The organism is Chitinophaga caseinilytica (assembly GCF_038396765.1).
Taxonomy (GTDB): domain Bacteria; phylum Bacteroidota; class Bacteroidia; order Chitinophagales; family Chitinophagaceae; genus Chitinophaga; species Chitinophaga caseinilytica.
In genome coordinates, this window is sequence record NZ_CP150096.1 from 167,501 (window position 1) to 187,346 (window position 19,846).

The window sequence follows — 19,846 nt, forward strand, 5'->3', positions numbered from 1 at the left end:
CCCGAAGAAAAACACAGAAACAGCCATAGGCAAGCCTTCCAGCTACAAACTTTTTCCAAACGAACCCTCGGGATACTGCACTTCCATCAAACATAAACCCTGCGGCGGCACCGCAAAATCCGCCAGCGTACAATCCCTGCTTTCTATCGCAACCCTGAACTCATCCAGCGAAATCCGCTCCCGGCCCACACGCAGCATCGTCCCCACCATCCCGCGGACCATCCCGCGAAGAAAACGGTTCGCACTCACGTTATAGACTATACGCTCGCCCTCCTGCTTCCATACAGACTCACGGATCGTGCAATTGAACGTTTTCACCTGGGTATTCCGCTTCGAAAACGTAGTAAAATCACGGTATTCCATCAATACCGCCGCCGCTTCCTGCAACAAATCCATGTTCAGCCGATATGGGAAGAAATAGCCACGATCGCGCAGGAACGGGTCTTTCGAAGTATATAACGTGTATTCGTAAGAACGCCCCGTGGCCGCAAAGCGGCTGTGGAGCTCGTCCCCCACCGGGTACACCCCTTTCACCACGATATCCGGCGGCAAAATCGCGTTCATCTTATATACGAACTGCGGATGGAGCGGCTGCTCCATATCGAAATGCAGGAAATTCTGCCGGGCATGCACACCCGCATCCGTACGGCTGGAACCCGTTGTTTCCACCCGCTCGCGCATGAGCACGCTGATGCCGTGGTCGATTTCCGACTGCACCGTCAAGGTGTTTTCCTGCACCTGGAACCCGCTGAAACGGGCGCCCATATAAGCAACTTCGATAAAATACCTGGCCATGATGCGCGAAAGTAGGCATTTTTAAAACGACAAATGGTGAACGGACGCATCCATTCACCATTTGACATTCGCTTTTTTATCGTTACCGTTTCAGCATCGCCTTGAAACGATTCTTGTAGTAATTATCGCTCAGCAGATCGGACAATTTGGAGAAATTGTCGGAATCGTACGTCCGCGCATAAGCCGCATCCATCAGCTGGTAGCGGTTTTCGTCGGACGAGATGAGCTGTGCGAGCGCCCTCACCTGCTCGGTACTTACGCAGGTGTTGCGGGTGCCTTTCCGGAAGGCATCGACCATGTCCGCGTCCGTTTTCCGGCTGTTCATCGTGCGCAGCAGTTTGCGGAAGGCCTCTGTTTCCAGGACTTTCGGGCAATCACTGTTCACCATTTTCAGATCGGATTTCTTATCCTTCGATTCCGGCGCAGCATCGTGCCAGCCTACGTTTGCGAGGCTGTCGCGCGAGAGGGCTTCCCGGTCGGCGGCTTCACGGGCCGCTTTCTTTTGCTGGCGGCGGGCTTCGCGGGCGTCTTTCGCGCTGGTTTCCTCCTCCTCAGCAGGTACCGATTTCGGTTCCGGCGCAGTGGCGGCGGGCGTAGCAGCAGGCGTAGCAGCGGGCGCTTCACCGAAATCTATGAATTCCGGCTCGGAGCCTTCTTTCTTCTTTTTCGCTTTTTTCGGCTTTTCTTCCGGCGCTTTTTCTTCTACCGGCTGTTCTTTGGGTGCTTCTTTGGGCGACTCTTTCGCGGATTCTCCGGTGGCGGCGGCCTCTGCTTCCTTAAGGGCTTCGTCGGCCGCGGCGCGTTTTTCCTCTTCCATTACGGTGCCGAGCAATTCCTTTTCTTCTTCGGTCAGGGGGTCGCGCTGGCCCTTTTTCCGCTTTTTGGCTGGCTTTTCGGGCTCGGCAGCAGGGGCCGATACGTCTACAGGTGCTTCAGTAGCGGCGGCTGGCTTGGGTTTGGGGAGATTCATCTCAGCGGGACGATCATCCGTCACAACCTTATCCAACGATTCAGCAAAGCTGTTTTTCTTTTTCGGATCGGCCTTCGGAGCGGTTTGCGCAACAACGGGGGTTGTATCGGCGGGCATTTCCGCCTTCGGGGCCGGAGTTTCTTCCACGGGCTGTTCTCCGGCGGCCTTTTCTTCCGCTTTCTTTTTCGCCAAAGCGGCCTCAACATCGGCCTGCACGTTATTGATCAGCTCCTTCTGTTCGGGCGTTGCGCTATCGCTGGAAATGCGGGTTACGGCCACGGCCTCCGATTCAGCGGGCTTTTCGGCGGGTTGAGCGCCGCCGGCACCGGCAGATTTGAGGGAAGCGAAGGTTTGAAGGTCGTACAGCGCCCATTCCTGGTCGCCGCTATTTTTAAGCAGGTATCCGTAATCGCGGTTACCGGCGAGGCGGATGGTGAATTGCTGTTCGGGGGCTTCTCCTTTGGGGAAACCGATGGTTACCGGCACTTTGCCGGCTTCCATTTTGGGAAGGATCACGTACCCTTTCACGGACGAGCTGAGCAGCTTCCCGTCGAGTTTGACGTAGAAAGGCTGCTGCTTTTCGTGCTGTATATATACAAAATACGACGCATCCTGCGCGGCCAGGCCCGTTGCGATGAACAGGCAGCACGCCAGATACAACAGTTTTAGTTTGATTGATTGCATAATGATGACTGATACAAATATTATTCCAGCACGATGAGCACTTCGCCTTTTTCGACGGCCTTCCGCTCAGTGACCCTGATCTCTTTCACCACCGCGTCTGCAGTGGATTTGAATACATTTTCCATCTTCATGGCCTCCAGGATGAGTACCGGATCGCCTTTTTTGATGGTTTGCCCCGGCTCCACGAGTATTTTCAGCACCATGCCGGGCATAGGCGCCTTGATATCATTCACCTTCCTGGCGGCAGCCTGGGTAAGCCCCATGGATGCCAGGAGGCGGTCCATCGGCCCTTCGAGCCCCACTTCGTATACGGATTGGCCGATGCGAAGGGTGACGGTTTTCTCCGACCGGTCCGTCCCCACTACTTCGGCAACGAAGCTCTTCCCGTCTACCAGCAAGCTAAACCCACCTGAAGGCAGGTGCTCGGCAGACCAGGATACGGGCTTCCCGTCGCACTCCGGCCCGCCATCGGCGCCGGAAAGATTTATTTCATACGGCTTGCGGCCGTTTACGGTAGCTTTGATCATATAAATAACATGTCCTATCTGTACAAAAATAACAATTTTAACCGCTTGCGTCGTTTTTGGGCCATTTGTTTAAATTTGACCCCTGCCCTCCCCGAGGGCGCTTATTTTTGAACAAATCGTTTTGCATGTATTTACCAACTAAGAACATTCCGGCTCTCCTGATGGCCGGGGTAGCCATGCTGGGCATCTACGCTCCTGCTTTCGCGCAAAGCGCGGCGGAAAAAGAGGATCCTCAGCTCAGCATCTACCGGGCGTCCCCCACCAAAATCAACAATGTAGTCCACACGAAACTCGACGTACGTTTCGACTACGCCAAGCGCCACCTGATCGGCAAGGCCTGGCTGACCCTTAAACCCCACTTTTACCCGACCGACAGCCTGACACTGGATGCCAAAGGTATGGACATCCGCTCCGTAACCCTCGTTCAGCCGGCAGGCGCATCCGTCGCGAAATTCCCTTCCGACGGGCTTCTCAAAACCGCGCGCAGCACGCCGCTTCAGTATGTATACGACGGAAAGGAGATCCGCGTCAAACTGAACAAAACATACAGCAGCAACGATTCCTATATTGTTTATATCGATTACACCGCCAAGCCCGACGAACTGAAAGTCGAAGGCAGCGAGGCGATCACCGACGCCAAGGGGCTTTATTTCATCAACCCCGACGGCACCGAGCCCAACAAACCCACGCAGATCTGGACACAGGGCGAAACCGAAGCCTCTTCCGCGTGGTTCCCCACCATCGACAAAACCAACCAGCGCACCACTTCGGAGATTTCCATGACGGTCGACAAAAAGTACGTCACCCTCTCCAACGGTAAACTGGTAAGCCAGAAGCCCAACGCCAACGGTACCCGCACTGACACCTGGCGCATGGAGCTTCCTCACGCCCCTTACCTCTTCATGATGGCGGTAGGCGACTTCGCCGTTATAAAAGACAGCTGGCGCGGGAAAGAGGTGAACTACTACGTGGAAAAGGAATACGCTCCCCACGCCAAGGCTATTTTCGGCAACACGCCCGAAATGATGACCTTCTTCTCGAAACTCGTAGGGTACGACTATCCCTGGGTGAAATACAGCCAGGTGGTAGTGCGCGACTATGTGTCCGGCGCCATGGAGAACACCACGGCTACCGTTCACGGCGATTTCGTGCAGAAAACCGACCGCGAACTGCTGGACGATGACGATCGCCTCGGCGAATCCGTGATCGCGCACGAGCTGTTCCACCACTGGTTCGGCGACCTCGCCACCTGCGAATCATGGAGCAACCTCACCATGAACGAATCTTTTGCCGACTACAGCGAATACCTCTGGTTCGAGCACAAATTCGGCAAAGACGCGGCAGATGAACACGGGTATGCGGCCATGCATAATTACATGGAATCCGCACAATACCGTGGCGACCGTCACCTCGTTCGCTTCCATTATCACAGCCAGGAAGACATGTTCGACGCCGTTACTTACCAGAAAGGCGGTCGCATCCTCCATATGCTGCGCAATTACATGGGCGACGACGCATTCTTCAAAGCGATGGGCCTTTACCTGAAGACCAACGCTTTCAAGGCAACAGAAGCCCATCACTTCCGCCTCGCAGCGGAAGAGGTGACCGGGCAGGACCTCAACTGGTTCTTTAACCAGTGGTATTTCGGCCAGGGTTACCCCACGCTCGATATCTCCTACGACTACAGCAAGCCCGGCTCTGCGGGCGTAACCATCGAGCAGAAAGGCGAGAAGATCTTCGACCTGCCCATCGCGATCGACGTATACGAAGGCGGTAAGAAGACACGGCATAACGTGCGCATCACCGAAAAAACGAGCAATTTCAGCTTCCCGGTGAGTGGCAAACCTGATTTCGTGAATGTGGACGGCGACAAAATCCTCATTCTCGAGAAGACCGACCGCCGCAATCTGGCTACATACGTGTTCCAGTATAAAAACGCTACTACCTACCGCGACCGCCGCGAAGCGATCGAAGAGTGCCTGAAACAACAGACCGGCAACGCAGACGCACGCGCCATCGTTATAGCCGCCCTGCGCGATAAATACGAAGGCCTGCGTGCCCTCACCATTTCCGGCCTGAAGATGGACAACAACGACGTAAAAACCGCTGCCATCCCGGTACTGACCGATCTCGCGAAAAACGATCCCGCAGCTCCGGTCCGCGCCGCTTCGCTGAAGCAGCTCAGCAAACTGAAGGACCCGCAATACGCTACCCTCTTCGAAAACGCGCTGAAAGACCGCTCCTACCTCGTGGAAGGCGCCGGCCTCGTGGGCCTCGCCGATCTCGACGTAAAGAAAGCCTACGCCCTTGCCAAAACCATGGAAAAGTCCGCCCGCGGCGGACTGGGCACTGCTATCGCGAACGTGTACGCACAGAACGGCAGCGAGGCAGACGTGCCCTACTTCGCAACCAATCTCGCGAACAGCACCGGCCAGGACAAGATCGGCGCAGCCATCCTGTACCTTGGCATCCTCGGCCAGATCGACAATACCGCCCTTGTCAACAAAGGCGTGACCGATGTGTACGATGCCATCACGCAATTCAACAACAGCTGGGTGAACAACTACATCATCAACCTGATGCAGCCGCTCGCCAAGAAAAAACAGGAAAAGGCCGCCGCCGCTACTACCGGCGAGCTTCGCAACGAGCTCAGCAAGCAGGCGACCCACATCCTGCAGACCGTTCAGAAAATAAAAGAACAGACGAAGGAAGAGTAATGACGGTAGCCAACGGGCGTTCCCCGATTGGACGCCGTTGTACCGCTCATTCCTATTCCAATATCCTTTTCAGCAGCTCTCCCACCGCGGGGAGCTGCTTTTTTTATGGTATTTATAAACCGGCTTTGCTATCTTCAGGGGAATAAATTCCACTGTCCATGCTATCGCCCTTATTGCTCGTCGTACTGTCCATTCTCCTATTGATCGCACTGATCATGTGGGTCAAGCTCGATACTTTCATCTCTTTTATCATCGTCAGCATTTTCCTCGCGCTGGCTTGCGGGCTCAACGGGCCTGCCATCGGGAAGTCGATCACCGGCGGTATCGGCTCCACGCTGGGCTCGCTGGTTACCATCCTGGGATTCGGCGCCATGCTGGGCAAACTGGTGGCCGACAGCGGCGCGGCGCAGCGGATTACCTCCTCGATGGTCCGGATTTTCGGTATCCGGCATATCCAGTGGGGCATGGCGCTGGCAGGGCTGCTGGTGGGCATCCCCATGTTTTATACGGCGGGCTTCGTGATCGTGGTGCCGCTGATCTTTGCCACGGGGCTTTCCACACGGCTGCCGCTGCTCTACATCGGCATCCCCATGATCTCGGCGCTTTCTACCGCGCACGGCTTTTTGCCACCGCATCCTTCTCCCACGGCGATCAGCCAGCAACTGGGGGCCGACCTGGGCAAAACCCTCGTGTACGGCCTGATCATCGCCATACCAACCATCGCGATTGCCGGCCCCCTTTTCGGCAGGACCCTCCGTAAAATGGAGGTAACGCCCGAACAGGGACTGATCCAGATCGAGCAGCGGCCGGACGATGCGCTTCCAGGCCTTGGCATCAGTCTTTTTACAGCGCTGCTCCCCCTCATCCTTCTCACCATTACCACGGCGATGGATCCTTTCCTGGCGGCGAACAGTGTGCTTCGCCCGGCGGTGTCGCTCATCGGCGATCCGAATATCGCGATGCTGCTTTCCCTGCTGGCGGCTATTTATTTACTGGGCCTCCGGCGCGGCACGCCCATGAAAGCGCTCATGAAATCGCTTGAGACTGCGTTCAAGGATGTGGCGCCGATCATGCTCATCATTGCGGGCAGCGGGGTTTTCATGCAGGTAATCAAGGATGGCGGCATCAATACTTACATCGGGCAGTCGATGCAAGGGATTTCCGTATCCCCGCTGGTGCTGGGTTGGCTCATTGCCGCGGCGATCCGCGTTTGCGTAGGATCGGCTACGGTGGCGGGCCTGACCACCGTCGGCATTCTCCTCCCCATTATACAGCAACAGCAGGTGCATCCGGAGCTGATGGTGCTTTCCATCGGGGCGGGCAGCCTCATGTTCAGCCACGTGAACGATGGCGGGTTCTGGCTCTTCAAGGAATATTTCAACCTGACCCTCAAACAAACCTTCGCCACCTGGTCGGTCATGGAAACGATCGTGTCTGTGTGCGGGCTCATCGGTGTGCTGGTTTTGCAACAATTCCTGTAAGCCCCGGGAAGGCTGCAAGTATAAGCAGGAAATGCTTTGCCATATTGTTCAGTTTTTATTGCAGGTATAGATACCTCCGAAAAATGGATAAAAATGAATGATATCGGTCATTCCGCGTAGCCGGAAGATTGCGTAATTTCCATTGGGCTAAAATCACAAGCTGATAATTCAGCAAGATGTGAATGGTTTAACCGGTTAAAATACTATTCATCTTAAAACAATAGTCATAGCTGCAAAGGCGTGTTCCGATGGGGACGCGCAAATGATTGAGGATGCCTCCTATTTAGGTTACCCATAAGATGCAACGGCGTATTCCTCCTTAGGGACGCGCAAATGATTGAAGACGCCACCGGCTTAGGTTACGCATAAGATGCAACGGCGTACTACCATGGGAGACGCGCAAAAGATTGAGGATACCTTCGGCACAGGTAACCCATAGTCACCACACGGAACCCCATAAAAGTTCCGTCGGAAGTTAATCTTGAAACGCGAAACCAATATAAAATTCCAGGGCCCGGCCCCGGCATTTTGCCAAAACTGCAACTAAACCATGGCTCGCTAGCAGACAATTCTGCAAATACTGCAAATGTTTCTATTGGAATTGCAAAAAATATTCGTTTAACTTTAAACAAATTTCGTGATGACCGCAGCCGACAACTTCGCCGCACTGGGCCTCGTGCTTCCGCCGCCACCCGCGCCCAAAGGGGTTTACAGGCCCCTGCTGATCGTCGATAAGTTCGTTTACGTTTCCGGCCACGGGCCCGTATTGCCCGACGGCTCGCTCCTTCGCGGCAAAGCCGGCCTGGAACTGAACGCAGACGGCGCCAAGCTCGCCGCGCAGCAAGTAGGCCTCACCATCCTCTCCACCCTGGTTTCCCAACTCGGCTCCCTGAACCGTATCAAAAGGGTAATCAAAATACTGGGGATGGTCAACGCCACCCCGGAATTCAGCACCCATCCGCATGTGCTCAACGGCTGCAGCGAACTGTTCGCCAAAATCTGGGGACCGGAAAACGGCGTAGGCGTGAGAAGCGCCGTGGGCATGGGCTCACTGCCGGATAACATCACCGTCGAGATCGAAGCTATTTTTGAATTATCAGACTGAACCATTCATGCAAACTGACGCACAGCCACCCGTCGCGCTTCCGGGAAGCCTCCCCTCGCCCGCGCTCCTCGTTTTTCCCGATCGCATCGCCGAAAACATCGACCGCATGATCGCCATGGCTGGCGGCCCGGAAAAGCTCATGCCGCATGTCAAGACCCACAAAATGGGCCCCGTTGTCCGCATGCAGCTGGAAAAAGGTATCCGCCGCTTCAAATGCGCCACCATTGCCGAAGCCCGCATGCTGGCAGAAGCCGGCGCTCCCGATATCCTGCTCGCCTATCAGCTCAACGCCCCCATGGCAAAGGCTTTCGTCGACCTCCAGCGCCAATTCCCCGCTTCCCGCTTCGCTTCGCTGGCAGATAACATCGCATCCGCCCGGCTGATGAACGACCTTCACGCAGCTTTCGGCTCAAAAGCCCGCCTGTACATAGATATAGACGACGGCATGCACCGCACCGGCATCTCCCCCGAAAAAGCGGCCGACCTCTGGCGCGGCATGCTGCAACTCGGGAACATAGACCCCGCGGGCCTGCACGTCTACGACGGCCACATCCGCAACCCCGACCTCGCCGAACGTACCCGGGAATGCGACGCCGCCTTCCAACCCGTGGAACGCCTCGCCGCAGACATCCAGCCACCGGAAATCATCGCCGGCGGAACGCCCACCTTCCCCGTTCACGCACGCCGGGGAACCGTCGTTTGCAGCCCCGGCACCTGCCTGCTGTGGGACGAAGGGTATGGTACCGGCTTGCCCGACCAGCCATTCCTCGTAGCGGCCCAGCTGCTCACCCGCGTCATTTCGAAACCACAGGAAGGCTTCGTGACGCTGGACCTGGGGCACAAAGCCGTTTCCGCCGAAAACCCCATCACCCGCCGCGTTTTCTTCCATCAACTGAAGGAATATGAAGTGATATCCCAAAGCGAAGAGCACCTGGTCGTGAAAACGCCCGAAGCCGCCACGCTGCAGGTGGGCGACGTACTTTACGGAACGCCCTGGCACATATGCCCCACCGTGGCGCTGTACAACGAAGCGATCGTGATCGAAAACGGGAACCATTCCGATACCTGGACGATCGCGCGGGGAAGGTTAATATAACTATGAATCATTCAACCAGAATATATCTATGCAATCAATGATCTTTGACGCGCACCTGGACCTGAGCATGAACGCCATGGAGTGGAACCGCGACCTTACCAAATCCGTGCAGGCCATTCGTGACCGGGAGAAAGGCCTTACCGATAAACCCGACCGCGAGCGCGGCACCGTGTCCCTTCCCGAAATGCGCAAAGGCCGCGTGGGACTTTGCGTGGCTACGCAGATCGCACGGTACGTGGGGCTCGATAATCCCCTGCCCGGCTGGCATTCGCAGGAACAGGCCTGGGCGCAGACGCAGGGCCAACTGGCCTGGTACCAGACGATGGTGAAACGGGGCGAGATGAAACAGATCACCAATGCTGACGAGCTTTCCGACCATCTCAAACTTTGGGAAACGGCGGAAGACACCAGCTCCCTGCCCGTCGGGTTCATCCTCAGTCTCGAAGGCGCCGATTCGTTCTATGAACTGGCCTGCGTCGAAAAAGCCTGGGCTTACGGACTCCGCGCCATCGGCCCTGCGCACTACGGCCCCGGCGTGTACGCCTACGGCACCGATTCCACCGGTGGCCTCGGCACCAAAGGCCGCGCGCTCCTCAAGGAAATGGACCGCCTCGGCTTCATCCTCGACGCAACCCACTTGTGCGACGAAAGCTTTTCCGAAGCCATGGACCTCTATACCGGCCCGGTTTGGGCCAGCCATCATAACAGTCGCGCCCTGGTGCCGCACAACCGCCAGTTCAGCGACGAACAATTCTCCCTGCTGATCCAGCGGGGCGCCGTGATCGGCACGGCATTCGACGCCTGGATGCTCATCCCCGGCTGGGAACGCGGCAAAAGCACGCCCGAAAACACCGGTGTTTCGCTGGAGCACGTGGCCAATCACATCGATCATATCTGTCAACTCGCAGGCAATTCCCAACATGCCGCCATCGGCTCCGACCTCGACGGAGCATTCGGCACCGAGCAATCGCCGGGCGACCTCGGCACGATCGCCGGATTGCAGAAAGTACCTGACATCCTCCGTCAGCGCGGCTATAAGAGTAACGACATCGACAATATCATGTACAAAAACTGGATCCGTTTTTTGCTGGATGCCTGGAAATAAATTGCATCTTACTCCTGAAAGGTTACTTACAACAGTACCTTTCAGGAGTCGAAATACATAACATTTTCACTTAATACGGAAACTAAAAATCAACCCAGCCTTCGGTAAATTTCAATTTTAACATACATTTAATTTAATCCTATGAATTAAAAATCAATCACTTGACTTTTATAAATCAAAGAAAATCTGAATTGATATTTGTTTGTAGGAACTTCTGTTTGTAGCAAGTAACATTGCATGTAAAGCAAATTCTATGAATGGAAATAAATCCAAACAAAAGATATTAATTGAATTATATAACGAGTTCAAAGAAGGGGAAAGAAAAACACAGAGAGGTTATGAGGTTACCGAATTGGGCAGGAGCATTAAAAACAATGAGCTTCACGAGAGGACCAATATAAGCCTGCAAAATGTGAACAAGTATTGTGATTCATTGGTTCATGACGAGTTCATTCGATTGTATTCACATGATCCTGATTCCAGCACAAAATGGTATCTAATAACGGAAAAAGGCATTGCTGCGATCTCCGACAAGCACTTTCAAAAAGAGGATAACAACTTTTTATTTGGCCGGGTAAAAGATTCGGCTTTAGTGGTAATTGCTCTTGCAAGCTTGGTTTTAAACTACGTGCTTTTTCAAACCAATCGAAATACGCAAACCATCTTCCAATATCAACTAAAAAAATTGGAAGAACGAATTGACAAATTTGAGCAAAAAGTACCCCGTTAAACATCCTCCTCATAGATAGCAAAAAAGGGCCGATAAAAATCAGCCCTTTTCTTTGGGGTTTTGTTCCTGTTTTTCGAGAAACCGGTGTGTCTTTTAACGGCCTCATGCCGTATGCGTTTTCTTGCCGGCCGGCAGTGGATGCGCTGCCGGGCCGCCGTTGTGTCACTCACTTGAGCGGCGGGGTGGCTATCATCGCCGCTCTTTTTCGGATGCTTTCCAGTTTATCATTCGTCACACGGCCAGTTTCACCGATCCGGAACCGGATTTGTTGTAGCCTCCGGTCGTCTTCTATTATTAATAAGTCAGTTCGATCTGCCCGCGAATTTCGCCGCCGGGGTGGGCCGCCGTATGGATGTTCACGTACCATTTCCCGGCGAGGAGGTCTTCTTCCTTCTGGGTGGTCCCGTTCAGAGTGAAGCTGGTGGAGAAGTTGCCGCTTTCCGTTTTCGGGATGATGGTGGTGAAATTTTCCAGAACGCCGGCGTTTACGCCTTTATCGGCAGGGCCGTGAATGTGCGACAGGGTTACTGGTCCACTGAGGCCTTGCCAGCGCACGGTGATGTTGAGCATTTTGGAATCGCGGTTGTAGGTGATGTCGAAACTGCCGGTAGCCGTTGTGGTGACGGCCGGAAATTCCTGAGCGCCGGTCATGGCGGTGTTTTTCGCGGAATAGATGTTATTGTTGTTGTCTTTGTCCTTTTTGCAGGAAACCGCCGGCAGGCAGCACACCAGAATCAGGCCTAAAGCCCAGGCTCGCATGTTTTTCATATCGGTTTTTTGATGAATACGGAGCGCCGGGGCAAAGGGTTGCCTGCATCATTATTTCACTTTCCGCAAGGTTGTTTGTGTCGGGGGATTTTCTATTTTTTCACCACTTTCCCTTCGCGGTTGCTCCAGCGCCAGGGCGTTCCTCCCAGCGGGATGCCGCCCAGCCAGGCATTGGATACCGGCGCAAAGGCCAGGTAGTCCTGCTCACCGCGAAGCACTTCACGGCCGAGGTCCGTCAGCCGCACCATTTCGCTGTCGTGCTGCACCACGCCCGCGTCTGCCATACGCTGCAGGGTGGCGCGCAACTGGAAGTCCCCGAACCCGAAAATCTTCTTTTCGTCCCAAAAAATGGAGAAGAGCGCGCGTTCGGAGAGCGGCGCCAGGGTGATTTGTTCCATAAAGAACCTTTCAATGCTATTGAGCCCGTTCTCTTCCGACGGGAGCCTTTGCAGGTGGGCCAGCAGGGCGCCGCCGAGGAACGGCAGGTTGGGGGCCGACTGGGTGGTGAGGGCTGCTATGGCGAGGGGATCGTTGCCGGTATAGGCCTCCCAGGCCGAGGATGCCAGCTGCCAGTCGCCCGCTTCGAGGTACCTGCGGCTTTCGAAAAGGGGTGGAAAGTGTTCCGGTTTCAGCATGCCAAGCCCCCGGAAATCGGGCACCTCGGGGTGACTGCCCGGTTGTACCACGCTGACGCGGGGCATGGGCGTATTCAGGCGAAGGAGGTAATTGATAAGGAAGATCAGGTTCACCTGGCAGAACAGGTCGAATTCGGACCACAGTACGATCTCTTCGAACTGGGAGGCCTGCTGGAGTATTTTGCGGGTGTTGCCGATGTCTGAAATGTATGCTTCCCGGTTTATGCCGTACACATCGTGCAGGTAAGCGCCCCTTTTCTCGAAAAACAGGCCGAGGTCACAGCCTGCGGGGGTCTTGCCTTCGCTGAGCATTTCGCGCCAAACGAGGGGGCGGCCGGGTACGCCGCTTTTTTCGAATATTTCCAGGGTTGCGTCGCCGTTCAGGATGTGGAGTAACATAAAAAAACGGATTTTCAGTCAGGTAGCGAATGTAACGATTTCTTCCGCAATGCGCTGACTGAAAATCCGTTGCAGGGAACGGTACGGTTGTTACCAGCTGCCGCTGGCGCCACCTCCGCCTCCGGAGCCGCCGCCAAAGCCGCCGAAACCTCCACCGCCGAAGCCACCGCCTCCGCCGCCGCCCCATCCGCCGCCACGGCTGCCTCCACCGAGGCTGCTGCCGATCATGCCGCCGAGGATACCGCCGAAGATACTGTCGCCGCGCCGGCTGATCACCCGTCCGCCACCGCCGCCTCCGCCGCGGGAGCCGAAAATGACGATCAGGATAATAATAAGGATGATGAGGCCGAAAATGCCGCCGCCTCCGCCGCCGTCTTTCGAGCTGCGGGGAACGCCGGTATATTCACCGGCCGCTGCGGCGATGATTTTGTCGGTCGCTTCATCGAGCCCCTGGTAATAATGTCCCTGTTGGAACGTGGGCTTGATAATTTTATTAATGATCCCGAAGGCGACTGCGTCGGGGATCGAGCCTTCCATGCCGTAGCCGGTTTCTATGCGGATCTTGCGATCGTCCATAGCGGCGAGGATGAGAATGCCATTGTTTTTTTTGCCACCGATCCCCCATTCGCGGAGGATTTTCAGGCCGTATTCGGAGATATCGTAATCGCCGGTGGTTTTGATGATGACGATGGCGATCTGGGTGGAAGTGCTATCGTCGTATGCCACGAGTTTCCTTTCCAGCTCGTTGACTTCCGATTGCACGAGGATGCCTGCGAAATCGTTGACGAGCCGGGGTGGTACGGGTTTGGCGGGGATGTTCTGGGCAAAGGCGCCCAGTCCGAACCAAACCAGTCCCATGGCGAGGAACCAGCGAAAGAATGTCTTGTTTGTTAGCTTGTGCATCATTTACCTGGTCTACTTTCCAAAAACAATATCGTCCGGCAGTTCGTTGGCGTCGCCGGATTCGTAGGGGAAGTGCTGCAGGAGCGATTCCCCGATTTCCTTCACGCAAACTTCGATGCCTTCTACGATGCGCTGGCCTGAAAAGTGGTGGCGGAGGATGTCGGCTTCGTGTTTCCAGAAGTCGTCGCCCACTTTATCATGAATGCCCTGATCGCCGAGGATAGCGAACTGGTGATCGCGGAGGGCGATGTAGAGGAGGACGCCGTTGCGTTGTTTAGTTTTTTCCATACCGAGGGAGAGGAATGCTTCGCGGGCGCGGTCCATGGGGTCCACATACTCGCAATGGCTTTCCACGAACAGGCGGATTTCGCCGGAGGTGAGCCTTTCGGCGTGGCGGATGGCCTGAACGAGGCGGGATTTCTCGTCTTCGGTAAAGAATTCTTTTTCCTGAAGGGGAACAGTTTCATTGGGAAACGTATGTTGGGCATCCTGTAAAAGACGGCCGGGGGCAGTGTTTCGCTGCCCCCGGGCCGCCTTCTGCGGAGGCGTTTGGATTAGAATTGCACTTTAGGCGCCTTGTCGGAGCCTTCGGCCGCCTTGAAGTAACCTTTCTCCTTGAACCCGCCGATGCCGGCGATGACGTTGCTGGGGAAGGTGCGGATGCTGCTGTTGAAGTCGTTAACAGCGGTATTGAAGTCGTTCCTGGCTACCGCGATCCGGTTTTCCGTGCCTTCGAGCTGGGCCATGAGGGTTTGGAACTGTTCGGTGGTGCGGAGTTGAGGGTATTGTTCAACCGTAACGAGCAAACGGCTGAGCGCGCCGCCCAGTTCGCTTTGCGCCTGCTGGAATTTCGCGATGTTCTCGGGGGTGAGATCGTCTGCGTTTACCTGAACGGAAGACGCTTTGGAGCGGGCTTCGATCACTTTGGTAAGGGTTTCCTGTTCGAAATTGGCGGAGCCTTTCACGGTGCTTACCAGGTTATCGATCAGATCGGCCCGGCGCTGGTACTGGGTTTCTACGTTACCCCAGGCCTTTTTCACCGTTTCGTCGCTCTTTACCATTCCATTGTACTTGCTGCAACCAAAAAAGCCCAGCAATACCAGGAGAATGATCACAATGATTCCAGTTTTCATATTGATTCTATTTTTAATGAAAATAACGGGTATGCTCAAACCTACAAACAATAACGGAAAGCACAAAAATAGGTTTGATCTTGAAAGCGGTTACCAGCCAACTTCCAGCGGTTACCAATCCATTAACGGCGGTCGTCAGAAAGTTGAAAACGGGATACCAAAAAATATCTATGTTTGGATCGGATTTCCCGCCCACACCGCCAAACGGGGGCGGCCGCGGGAAACGCCCGGGAATGCCGATCCTTTCACAGTTTTGACACCCACGTAACATTTCATTGTTCGCTAACTCGCTTATTTTTATTAACTTACTTAAAGTCTACTGCGTACATAATGAGTGCACAACATATTCACATCCTCTATATAGATGATGAGATTCACAATCTGAATGCTTTTAAAGCCTCTTTCAGAAGAATTTATACGGTGCAGACCGCAGAATCAGCCGAAGAGGCTTACAAGTTGCTGGAAGACCACGAGTTTCACATTATCATTTCGGACCAGAGAATGCCCAAAATGACGGGGATCGAATTTTTCGAATCCATTCTCAACAAATACCCCGAGCCCATCCGGGTCTTGCTCACGGGGTACGCGGATATCAATGCCGTGATCGACGCGATCAACAAGGGACAGGTATATAAATACTTCTCCAAGCCCTGGAACGAGGACGAGCTTCGCCACAACATCGAGAAGGCATATGAAGTGTACGCCCTCCGTAAAGAGAACCGGGAATTGACGGAGAAACTCCTGAGCGTCAACGAGCAACTCGAGTTTTTGCTGCGGCAAAAGCTCATTTCCTGAGAAAGCAAACCGTTCGTTATACTCCAAGAAGGAAGGGTACGCCCTTCCTTTTTTTATGCCCTTTCCGCCCGGAAGCAATGCCGAACAGCCTTTCAGCCGCACAAGGGAGTGACACAACGGCGGCCCGGCCAGCGGGCCCCAGACCGGCCGGCCATCATTTTTCGTCCTCCGGAAACGGGCCGAGTGCCAAATTCCACTAAATTGCGTCCATTGTGAACGTTTAATAGCTCAAAAATGCAAGTTTGGAAAGATTACCAGGCCCAGCACAAAGACCGTTTCCTGAACGAGTTGCTGGAACTGTTGAGGATCCCCTCCGTCAGCGCGGACTCCCGCCACAATGAAGACACGAAAAACTGCGCCGAAGCGGTAAAGCAAAGGCTGGTGGAAGCAGGTGCTGACAAAGTGGAGGTGTGCCCGACTGCCGGTCATCCGATTGTTTACGGCGAAAAGATCATCGACCCGAAACTCCCTACCGTACTCGTTTACGGCCACTACGACGTGCAGCCGCCCGACCCGCTGAACCTGTGGGACAGCCCGCCGTTCGAGCCCGTGATCAAAGACGGCAAGATTTTCGCGCGCGGATCGGCAGACGATAAAGGCCAGTTTTACATGCATGTGAAGGCGTTCGAGACCATGTTCAACACCAATACCCTCCCCTGCAACGTGAAATTCATGATCGAAGGCGAGGAGGAAGTGGGCTCCGGCAACCTCGGCAAATTCCTTTCTGAAAATAAAGACCGCCTGAAAGCGGACGTGGTACTGATTTCCGACACGGCCATGATCAGCCTCGACACGCCTTCCCTGGACACGGGGCTTCGTGGCCTGGCGTACATGGAAGTGGAAGTGACCGGCCCGAACCGCGACCTTCACTCCGGCGTATACGGCGGCGCGGTGGCCAACCCGGCTACCATCCTGGCGAAAATGATCGCTTCGCTGCACGACGAAAACAACCACATCACTATCCCTGGTTTTTACGACGGCGTGGTGGAACTGACCGACGAAGAGCGCAAAGCCCTCAACAGCGCGCCTTTCGACGAGGCAGACTATAAAAAGGACCTGGGCGTGGACGAGCTCTGGGGCGAGAAAGGCTATTCTACTTTCGAGCGCACCGGCACCCGGCCTACCTGCGAAGTGAACGGTATCTGGGGCGGTTACACCGGCGAAGGCGCCAAAACCGTATTGCCTTCCCAGGCGTTCGCGAAGATTTCCATGCGCCTGGTGCCCGGCCAGGACTGGGAAAAGATCTCCGACCTGTTTGCCAAACACTTCGTGGCCATCGCTCCGAAGTCCGTTAGAGTGAAGGTAACGCCCCACCATGGCGGCGCTCCCTACGTTACGCCCACGGATTCCATCGCTTTCAAAGCGGCGAGCGAGGCCATCAACGCCACTTTCGGCAAGCAGCCCATCCCCGTTCGCGGCGGCGGCTCCATTCCCATCGTGGCCCTGTTCGAGAAGATCCTCGGGCTGAAAACGGTGCTCATGGGCTTCGGGCTCGACAGCGACAACCTGCACTCCCCCAACGAGAAGTACGGGCTCGACAACTATTATAAAGGCATCGAAACCATCCCTTATTTCCACAAGTATTTTGCGGAACTGAGCGGTAAATAATGACCGTTTTTAACGGAAAAGCCCGGCTGGTACGACCAGGCCGGGCTTTTTTATTATGGTATTAATACCTTCTTACTTTCTAACCGCCGCGATGCCGGGGAGCACCTTGCCTTCGAAGAATTCGAGCATGGCGCCGCCGCCGGTGGATACGTAGCTTACTTTGTCGGCCAGGCCGAACTGGTTGACCGCCGCTACGGAGTCGCCGCCGCCTACGAGGGTGAACGCGCCGTTTTCGGTCGCTTTCACGATGGCTTCTGCCACGGCTTTGGTGCCGCCCTGGAAGGCGGGCATTTCGAACACGCCCATGGGCCCGTTCCAGAGGATGGTTTTGCTGGCAGCGATCACTTCGCTGAATTTCGCGATGGATTTTTTGCCGATATCGAGGCCCATCCAGCCGGCGGGGATATTGTCGTTGGAGACTTCCTGGGTGTTGGCGTCTGCCGCAAACTTGTCTGCCGCGATGGAATCTTCGGGGATGAGGAGTTGTACGCCGAGGGATTTTGCTTTGGCGAGCAGTTCGTTGGCGAGGTCGAGTTTATCGTTTTCCACGAGGGAGTTGCCGATTTCCTTGCCCTGGGCTTTGAGGAAAGTGTATGCCATGCCGCCGCCGATGATGATGTTATTGGCTTTGGACATGAGGTTCTCGATGATGAGGATTTTGTCGGACACCTTGGCGCCGCCGAGGATGGCGGTGAAGGGTTTTTCCGCGCTGTGGAGCACTTTTTCGGCGCTGGCGGTTTCGGCTTCCATGAGGAGGCCGAACATTTTCTTCTCTTTCGGGAAGAATTCGGCGATCACGGCCGTGGAGGCGTGGGCGCGGTGGGCGGTACCGAATGCGTCGTTCACGTACACATCGCCCAGTTTGGCCAGTTTTTCGGCAAAACCCTTGTCGCCTTTCTCTTCTTCCTTGTGGAAACGGAGGTTTTCGAGGAGGAGGACTTCACCCATCTGGAGGTTATCCGCGGCTTTTTCGGCGGCTTCGCCGATGCAGTCTTCCGCGAATTTCACGGTAGCGCCATCGAGCAGTTTGATGAGGTGGTTTACCAGGTGGCGGAGGGAATATTTATCGGTGGGGCCGTCTTTCGGGCGGCCGAGGTGGCTCATGAGGATGACGGCGCCGCCGTCTGCGAGGATTTTCTTGACGGTGGGCGCGGCGGCCTGCATGCGGGTGTCGTCCGTGATTTCGAGCTTATCGTTGAGGGGCACGTTGAAATCCACGCGCACTACGGCTTTCTGGCCTTTGAAATTATGCTGGGAGAATTGGCTCATTGTTGGGTGAGTTTTAGGAAAGTAAGACAAAAAACCCTCCGCACGGCTGGGTTTCAGCTGGATGCGGAGGGTTGGCGATATGATCGGCGGGCTTGATTATTTGGAGATCAGGCCTGCGAAGTGCTTCACGGTGCGTACGAGCTGGGAAACGTAGGACATTTCGTTATCGTACCAGGAAACGGTTTTCACCATTTGAACGTCGCCCTGCGTCATCACTTTGGTCTGTGTTGCGTCGAACAGGGATCCGAAGTGGATGCCGATGATGTCGGAGCTTACGATTTCGTCTTCGGTGTAGCCGAAAGATTCGTTAGCGGCGGCTTTCATGGCTGCGTTCACTTCTTCTGCCGTTACCTTTTTGGAGAGGATGGTGGTCAGTTCGGTGAGGGATCCGGTGATGGTGGGAACGCGTTGGGCGTTACCGTCCAGTTTACCCTTCAGCTCGGGCAGTACGAGGCCGATGGCTTTAGCGGCGCCGGTGCTGTTGGGCACGATGTTGGCGGCTGCGGCGCGGGCGCGGCGGAGGTCGCCTTTCGGGTGCGGAGCGTCGAGGGTGTTCTGGTCGTTGGTGTAGGCGTGGATGGTGGTCATGAGGCCGGTAACGATGCCGAATTTATCGTTCATTACTTTTGCCATGGGGGCGAGACAGTTGGTGGTGCAGGAAGCGCAGGAGATAACTGTTTCGGAGCCATCCAGGATATCGTGGTTTACGTTGAATACAACGGTTTTGAGGTCGCCGGTGGCGGGGGCGGAGATAACCACGCGTTTAGCGCCGGCGGTGATGTGCGCTTCGGCTTTGGCTTTGTCGGTGAAGAAGCCGGTGCACTCGATTACCACGTCGATATCGTGGTTTTTCCAGGGAATCTGGGAGGGATCTTTCTGGGCATATATCTTCACTTCCTCGCCGTTTACAACGATAGCGTTGTCGGTGTGCTTCACGTCCTGTCCAAATCTACCTTGTGCAGAGTCATATTTCAGCAAATGTGCCAAAACCGCGGGGCTGGTCAGGTCGTTAATCGCTACCACGTCGATGCCGGGCATGTTGTAAATCTGGCGGAAGACCAGGCGGCCGATGCGACCGAAACCATTAATACCAATTTTAAGAGAAGTTCCCATTTTACACTGTAGT

The 19,846-nt window shown here is 55.1% G+C and carries 19 protein-coding genes; 9 read left to right on the forward strand and 10 right to left on the reverse strand.

What is annotated here, in order from left to right:
• Positions 1-42 precede the first annotated feature (42 nt).
• The 3 genes from truA to WJU22_RS00730 all read right to left on the reverse strand — a co-directional run bounded on the left by truA (position 43) and on the right by WJU22_RS00730 (position 2,976).
• Positions 43-795 (reverse strand): tRNA pseudouridine(38-40) synthase TruA, encoded by a 753-nt coding sequence (truA, locus tag WJU22_RS00720; RefSeq protein ID WP_341841393.1) that lies wholly within the window; start codon positions 793-795, stop codon positions 43-45.
• Between the two features lie 82 nt (positions 796-877).
• Positions 878-2,449: a DUF4476 domain-containing protein gene (locus WJU22_RS00725; RefSeq protein WP_341841394.1), complete on the reverse strand. Its 1,572-nt coding sequence runs from the start codon at positions 2,447-2,449 to the stop codon at positions 878-880.
• 20 nt (positions 2,450-2,469) lie between these two features.
• Complete coding sequence (locus WJU22_RS00730) at positions 2,470-2,976, reverse strand: biotin/lipoyl-containing protein (RefSeq protein ID WP_341841395.1); 507 nt, start codon at positions 2,974-2,976, stop codon at positions 2,470-2,472.
• Between the two features lie 125 nt (positions 2,977-3,101).
• On the opposite strand from WJU22_RS00730, the gene WJU22_RS00735 reads away from it, so the two are divergent.
• The 6 genes from WJU22_RS00735 to WJU22_RS00760 all read left to right on the forward strand — a co-directional run bounded on the left by WJU22_RS00735 (position 3,102) and on the right by WJU22_RS00760 (position 11,210).
• The gene (locus WJU22_RS00735) at positions 3,102-5,693 is read left to right on the forward strand and encodes a M1 family aminopeptidase (protein ID WP_341841396.1); all 2,592 of its coding nucleotides are present in this window, start codon (positions 3,102-3,104) and stop codon (positions 5,691-5,693) included.
• Between the two features lie 158 nt (positions 5,694-5,851).
• Positions 5,852-7,174 carry a gluconate:H+ symporter gene (locus WJU22_RS00740; protein WP_341841397.1) on the forward strand — a complete coding sequence of 441 codons (1,323 nt, stop codon included), beginning with the start codon at positions 5,852-5,854 and terminating at the stop codon, positions 7,172-7,174.
• A 640-nt stretch (positions 7,175-7,814) separates the two neighbouring features.
• On the forward strand, positions 7,815-8,279 hold the full coding sequence (locus WJU22_RS00745) for a RidA family protein (RefSeq protein ID WP_341841398.1): 465 nt from the start codon (positions 7,815-7,817) through the stop codon (positions 8,277-8,279).
• A 7-nt stretch (positions 8,280-8,286) separates the two neighbouring features.
• Positions 8,287-9,375, forward strand: a complete 1,089-nt coding sequence (locus tag WJU22_RS00750) for a D-TA family PLP-dependent enzyme (protein WP_341841399.1) — start codon at positions 8,287-8,289, stop codon at positions 9,373-9,375.
• A gap of 28 nt (positions 9,376-9,403) precedes the next feature.
• Positions 9,404-10,480: a dipeptidase gene (locus WJU22_RS00755; RefSeq protein WP_341841400.1), complete on the forward strand. Its 1,077-nt coding sequence runs from the start codon at positions 9,404-9,406 to the stop codon at positions 10,478-10,480.
• A 253-nt stretch (positions 10,481-10,733) separates the two neighbouring features.
• Entirely contained in the window at positions 10,734-11,210 is a 477-nt protein-coding gene (locus WJU22_RS00760; RefSeq protein ID WP_341841401.1) for a hypothetical protein, read from the forward strand.
• Positions 11,211-11,504: 294 nt separating this feature from the next.
• On the opposite strand, the gene WJU22_RS00765 is transcribed toward WJU22_RS00760, so the two are convergent.
• The 4 genes from WJU22_RS00765 to WJU22_RS00780 all read right to left on the reverse strand — a co-directional run bounded on the left by WJU22_RS00765 (position 11,505) and on the right by WJU22_RS00780 (position 14,314).
• Positions 11,505-11,978 carry a CHRD domain-containing protein gene (locus WJU22_RS00765; protein WP_341841402.1) on the reverse strand — a complete coding sequence of 158 codons (474 nt, stop codon included), beginning with the start codon at positions 11,976-11,978 and terminating at the stop codon, positions 11,505-11,507.
• A 92-nt stretch (positions 11,979-12,070) separates the two neighbouring features.
• Positions 12,071-13,012: a hypothetical protein gene (locus WJU22_RS00770; RefSeq protein WP_341841403.1), complete on the reverse strand. Its 942-nt coding sequence runs from the start codon at positions 13,010-13,012 to the stop codon at positions 12,071-12,073.
• Between the two features lie 90 nt (positions 13,013-13,102).
• Complete coding sequence (locus WJU22_RS00775; protein WP_126243989.1) at positions 13,103-13,915, reverse strand: TPM domain-containing protein; 813 nt, start codon at positions 13,913-13,915, stop codon at positions 13,103-13,105.
• Positions 13,916-13,927: 12 nt separating this feature from the next.
• Positions 13,928-14,314, reverse strand: a complete 387-nt coding sequence (locus WJU22_RS00780) for a TPM domain-containing protein (RefSeq protein ID WP_341843748.1) — start codon at positions 14,312-14,314, stop codon at positions 13,928-13,930.
• On the opposite strand from WJU22_RS00780, the gene WJU22_RS00785 reads away from it, so the two are divergent.
• Positions 14,258-14,410, forward strand: a complete 153-nt coding sequence (locus WJU22_RS00785; protein WP_341841404.1) for a hypothetical protein — start codon at positions 14,258-14,260, stop codon at positions 14,408-14,410. The two genes, WJU22_RS00780 and WJU22_RS00785, sit on opposite strands and share 57 nt — an antisense overlap.
• Before the next feature lie 59 nt (positions 14,411-14,469).
• On the opposite strand, the gene WJU22_RS00790 is transcribed toward WJU22_RS00785, so the two are convergent.
• Positions 14,470-15,048 carry a LemA family protein gene (locus WJU22_RS00790; RefSeq protein WP_341841405.1) on the reverse strand — a complete coding sequence of 193 codons (579 nt, stop codon included), beginning with the start codon at positions 15,046-15,048 and terminating at the stop codon, positions 14,470-14,472.
• A gap of 330 nt (positions 15,049-15,378) precedes the next feature.
• Here WJU22_RS00790 and WJU22_RS00795 point away from each other — a divergent pair, with 330 nt between their 5' ends.
• Entirely contained in the window at positions 15,379-15,843 is a 465-nt protein-coding gene (locus tag WJU22_RS00795; RefSeq protein WP_126243993.1) for a response regulator, read from the forward strand.
• A 234-nt stretch (positions 15,844-16,077) separates the two neighbouring features.
• On the forward strand, positions 16,078-17,451 hold the full coding sequence (locus WJU22_RS00800; RefSeq protein WP_341841406.1) for a dipeptidase: 1,374 nt from the start codon (positions 16,078-16,080) through the stop codon (positions 17,449-17,451).
• 72 nt (positions 17,452-17,523) lie between these two features.
• Here the strand turns inward: WJU22_RS00800 and WJU22_RS00805 are convergent, their stop codons facing one another.
• The gene (locus WJU22_RS00805; RefSeq protein ID WP_341841407.1) at positions 17,524-18,720 is read right to left on the reverse strand and encodes a phosphoglycerate kinase; all 1,197 of its coding nucleotides are present in this window, start codon (positions 18,718-18,720) and stop codon (positions 17,524-17,526) included.
• A 96-nt stretch (positions 18,721-18,816) separates the two neighbouring features.
• A complete protein-coding gene (gap, locus tag WJU22_RS00810) occupies positions 18,817-19,833 on the reverse strand; it encodes a type I glyceraldehyde-3-phosphate dehydrogenase (RefSeq protein WP_126243996.1) in 1,017 nt (338 codons plus the stop codon).
• Between the last annotated feature and the right edge of the window lie 13 nt (positions 19,834-19,846).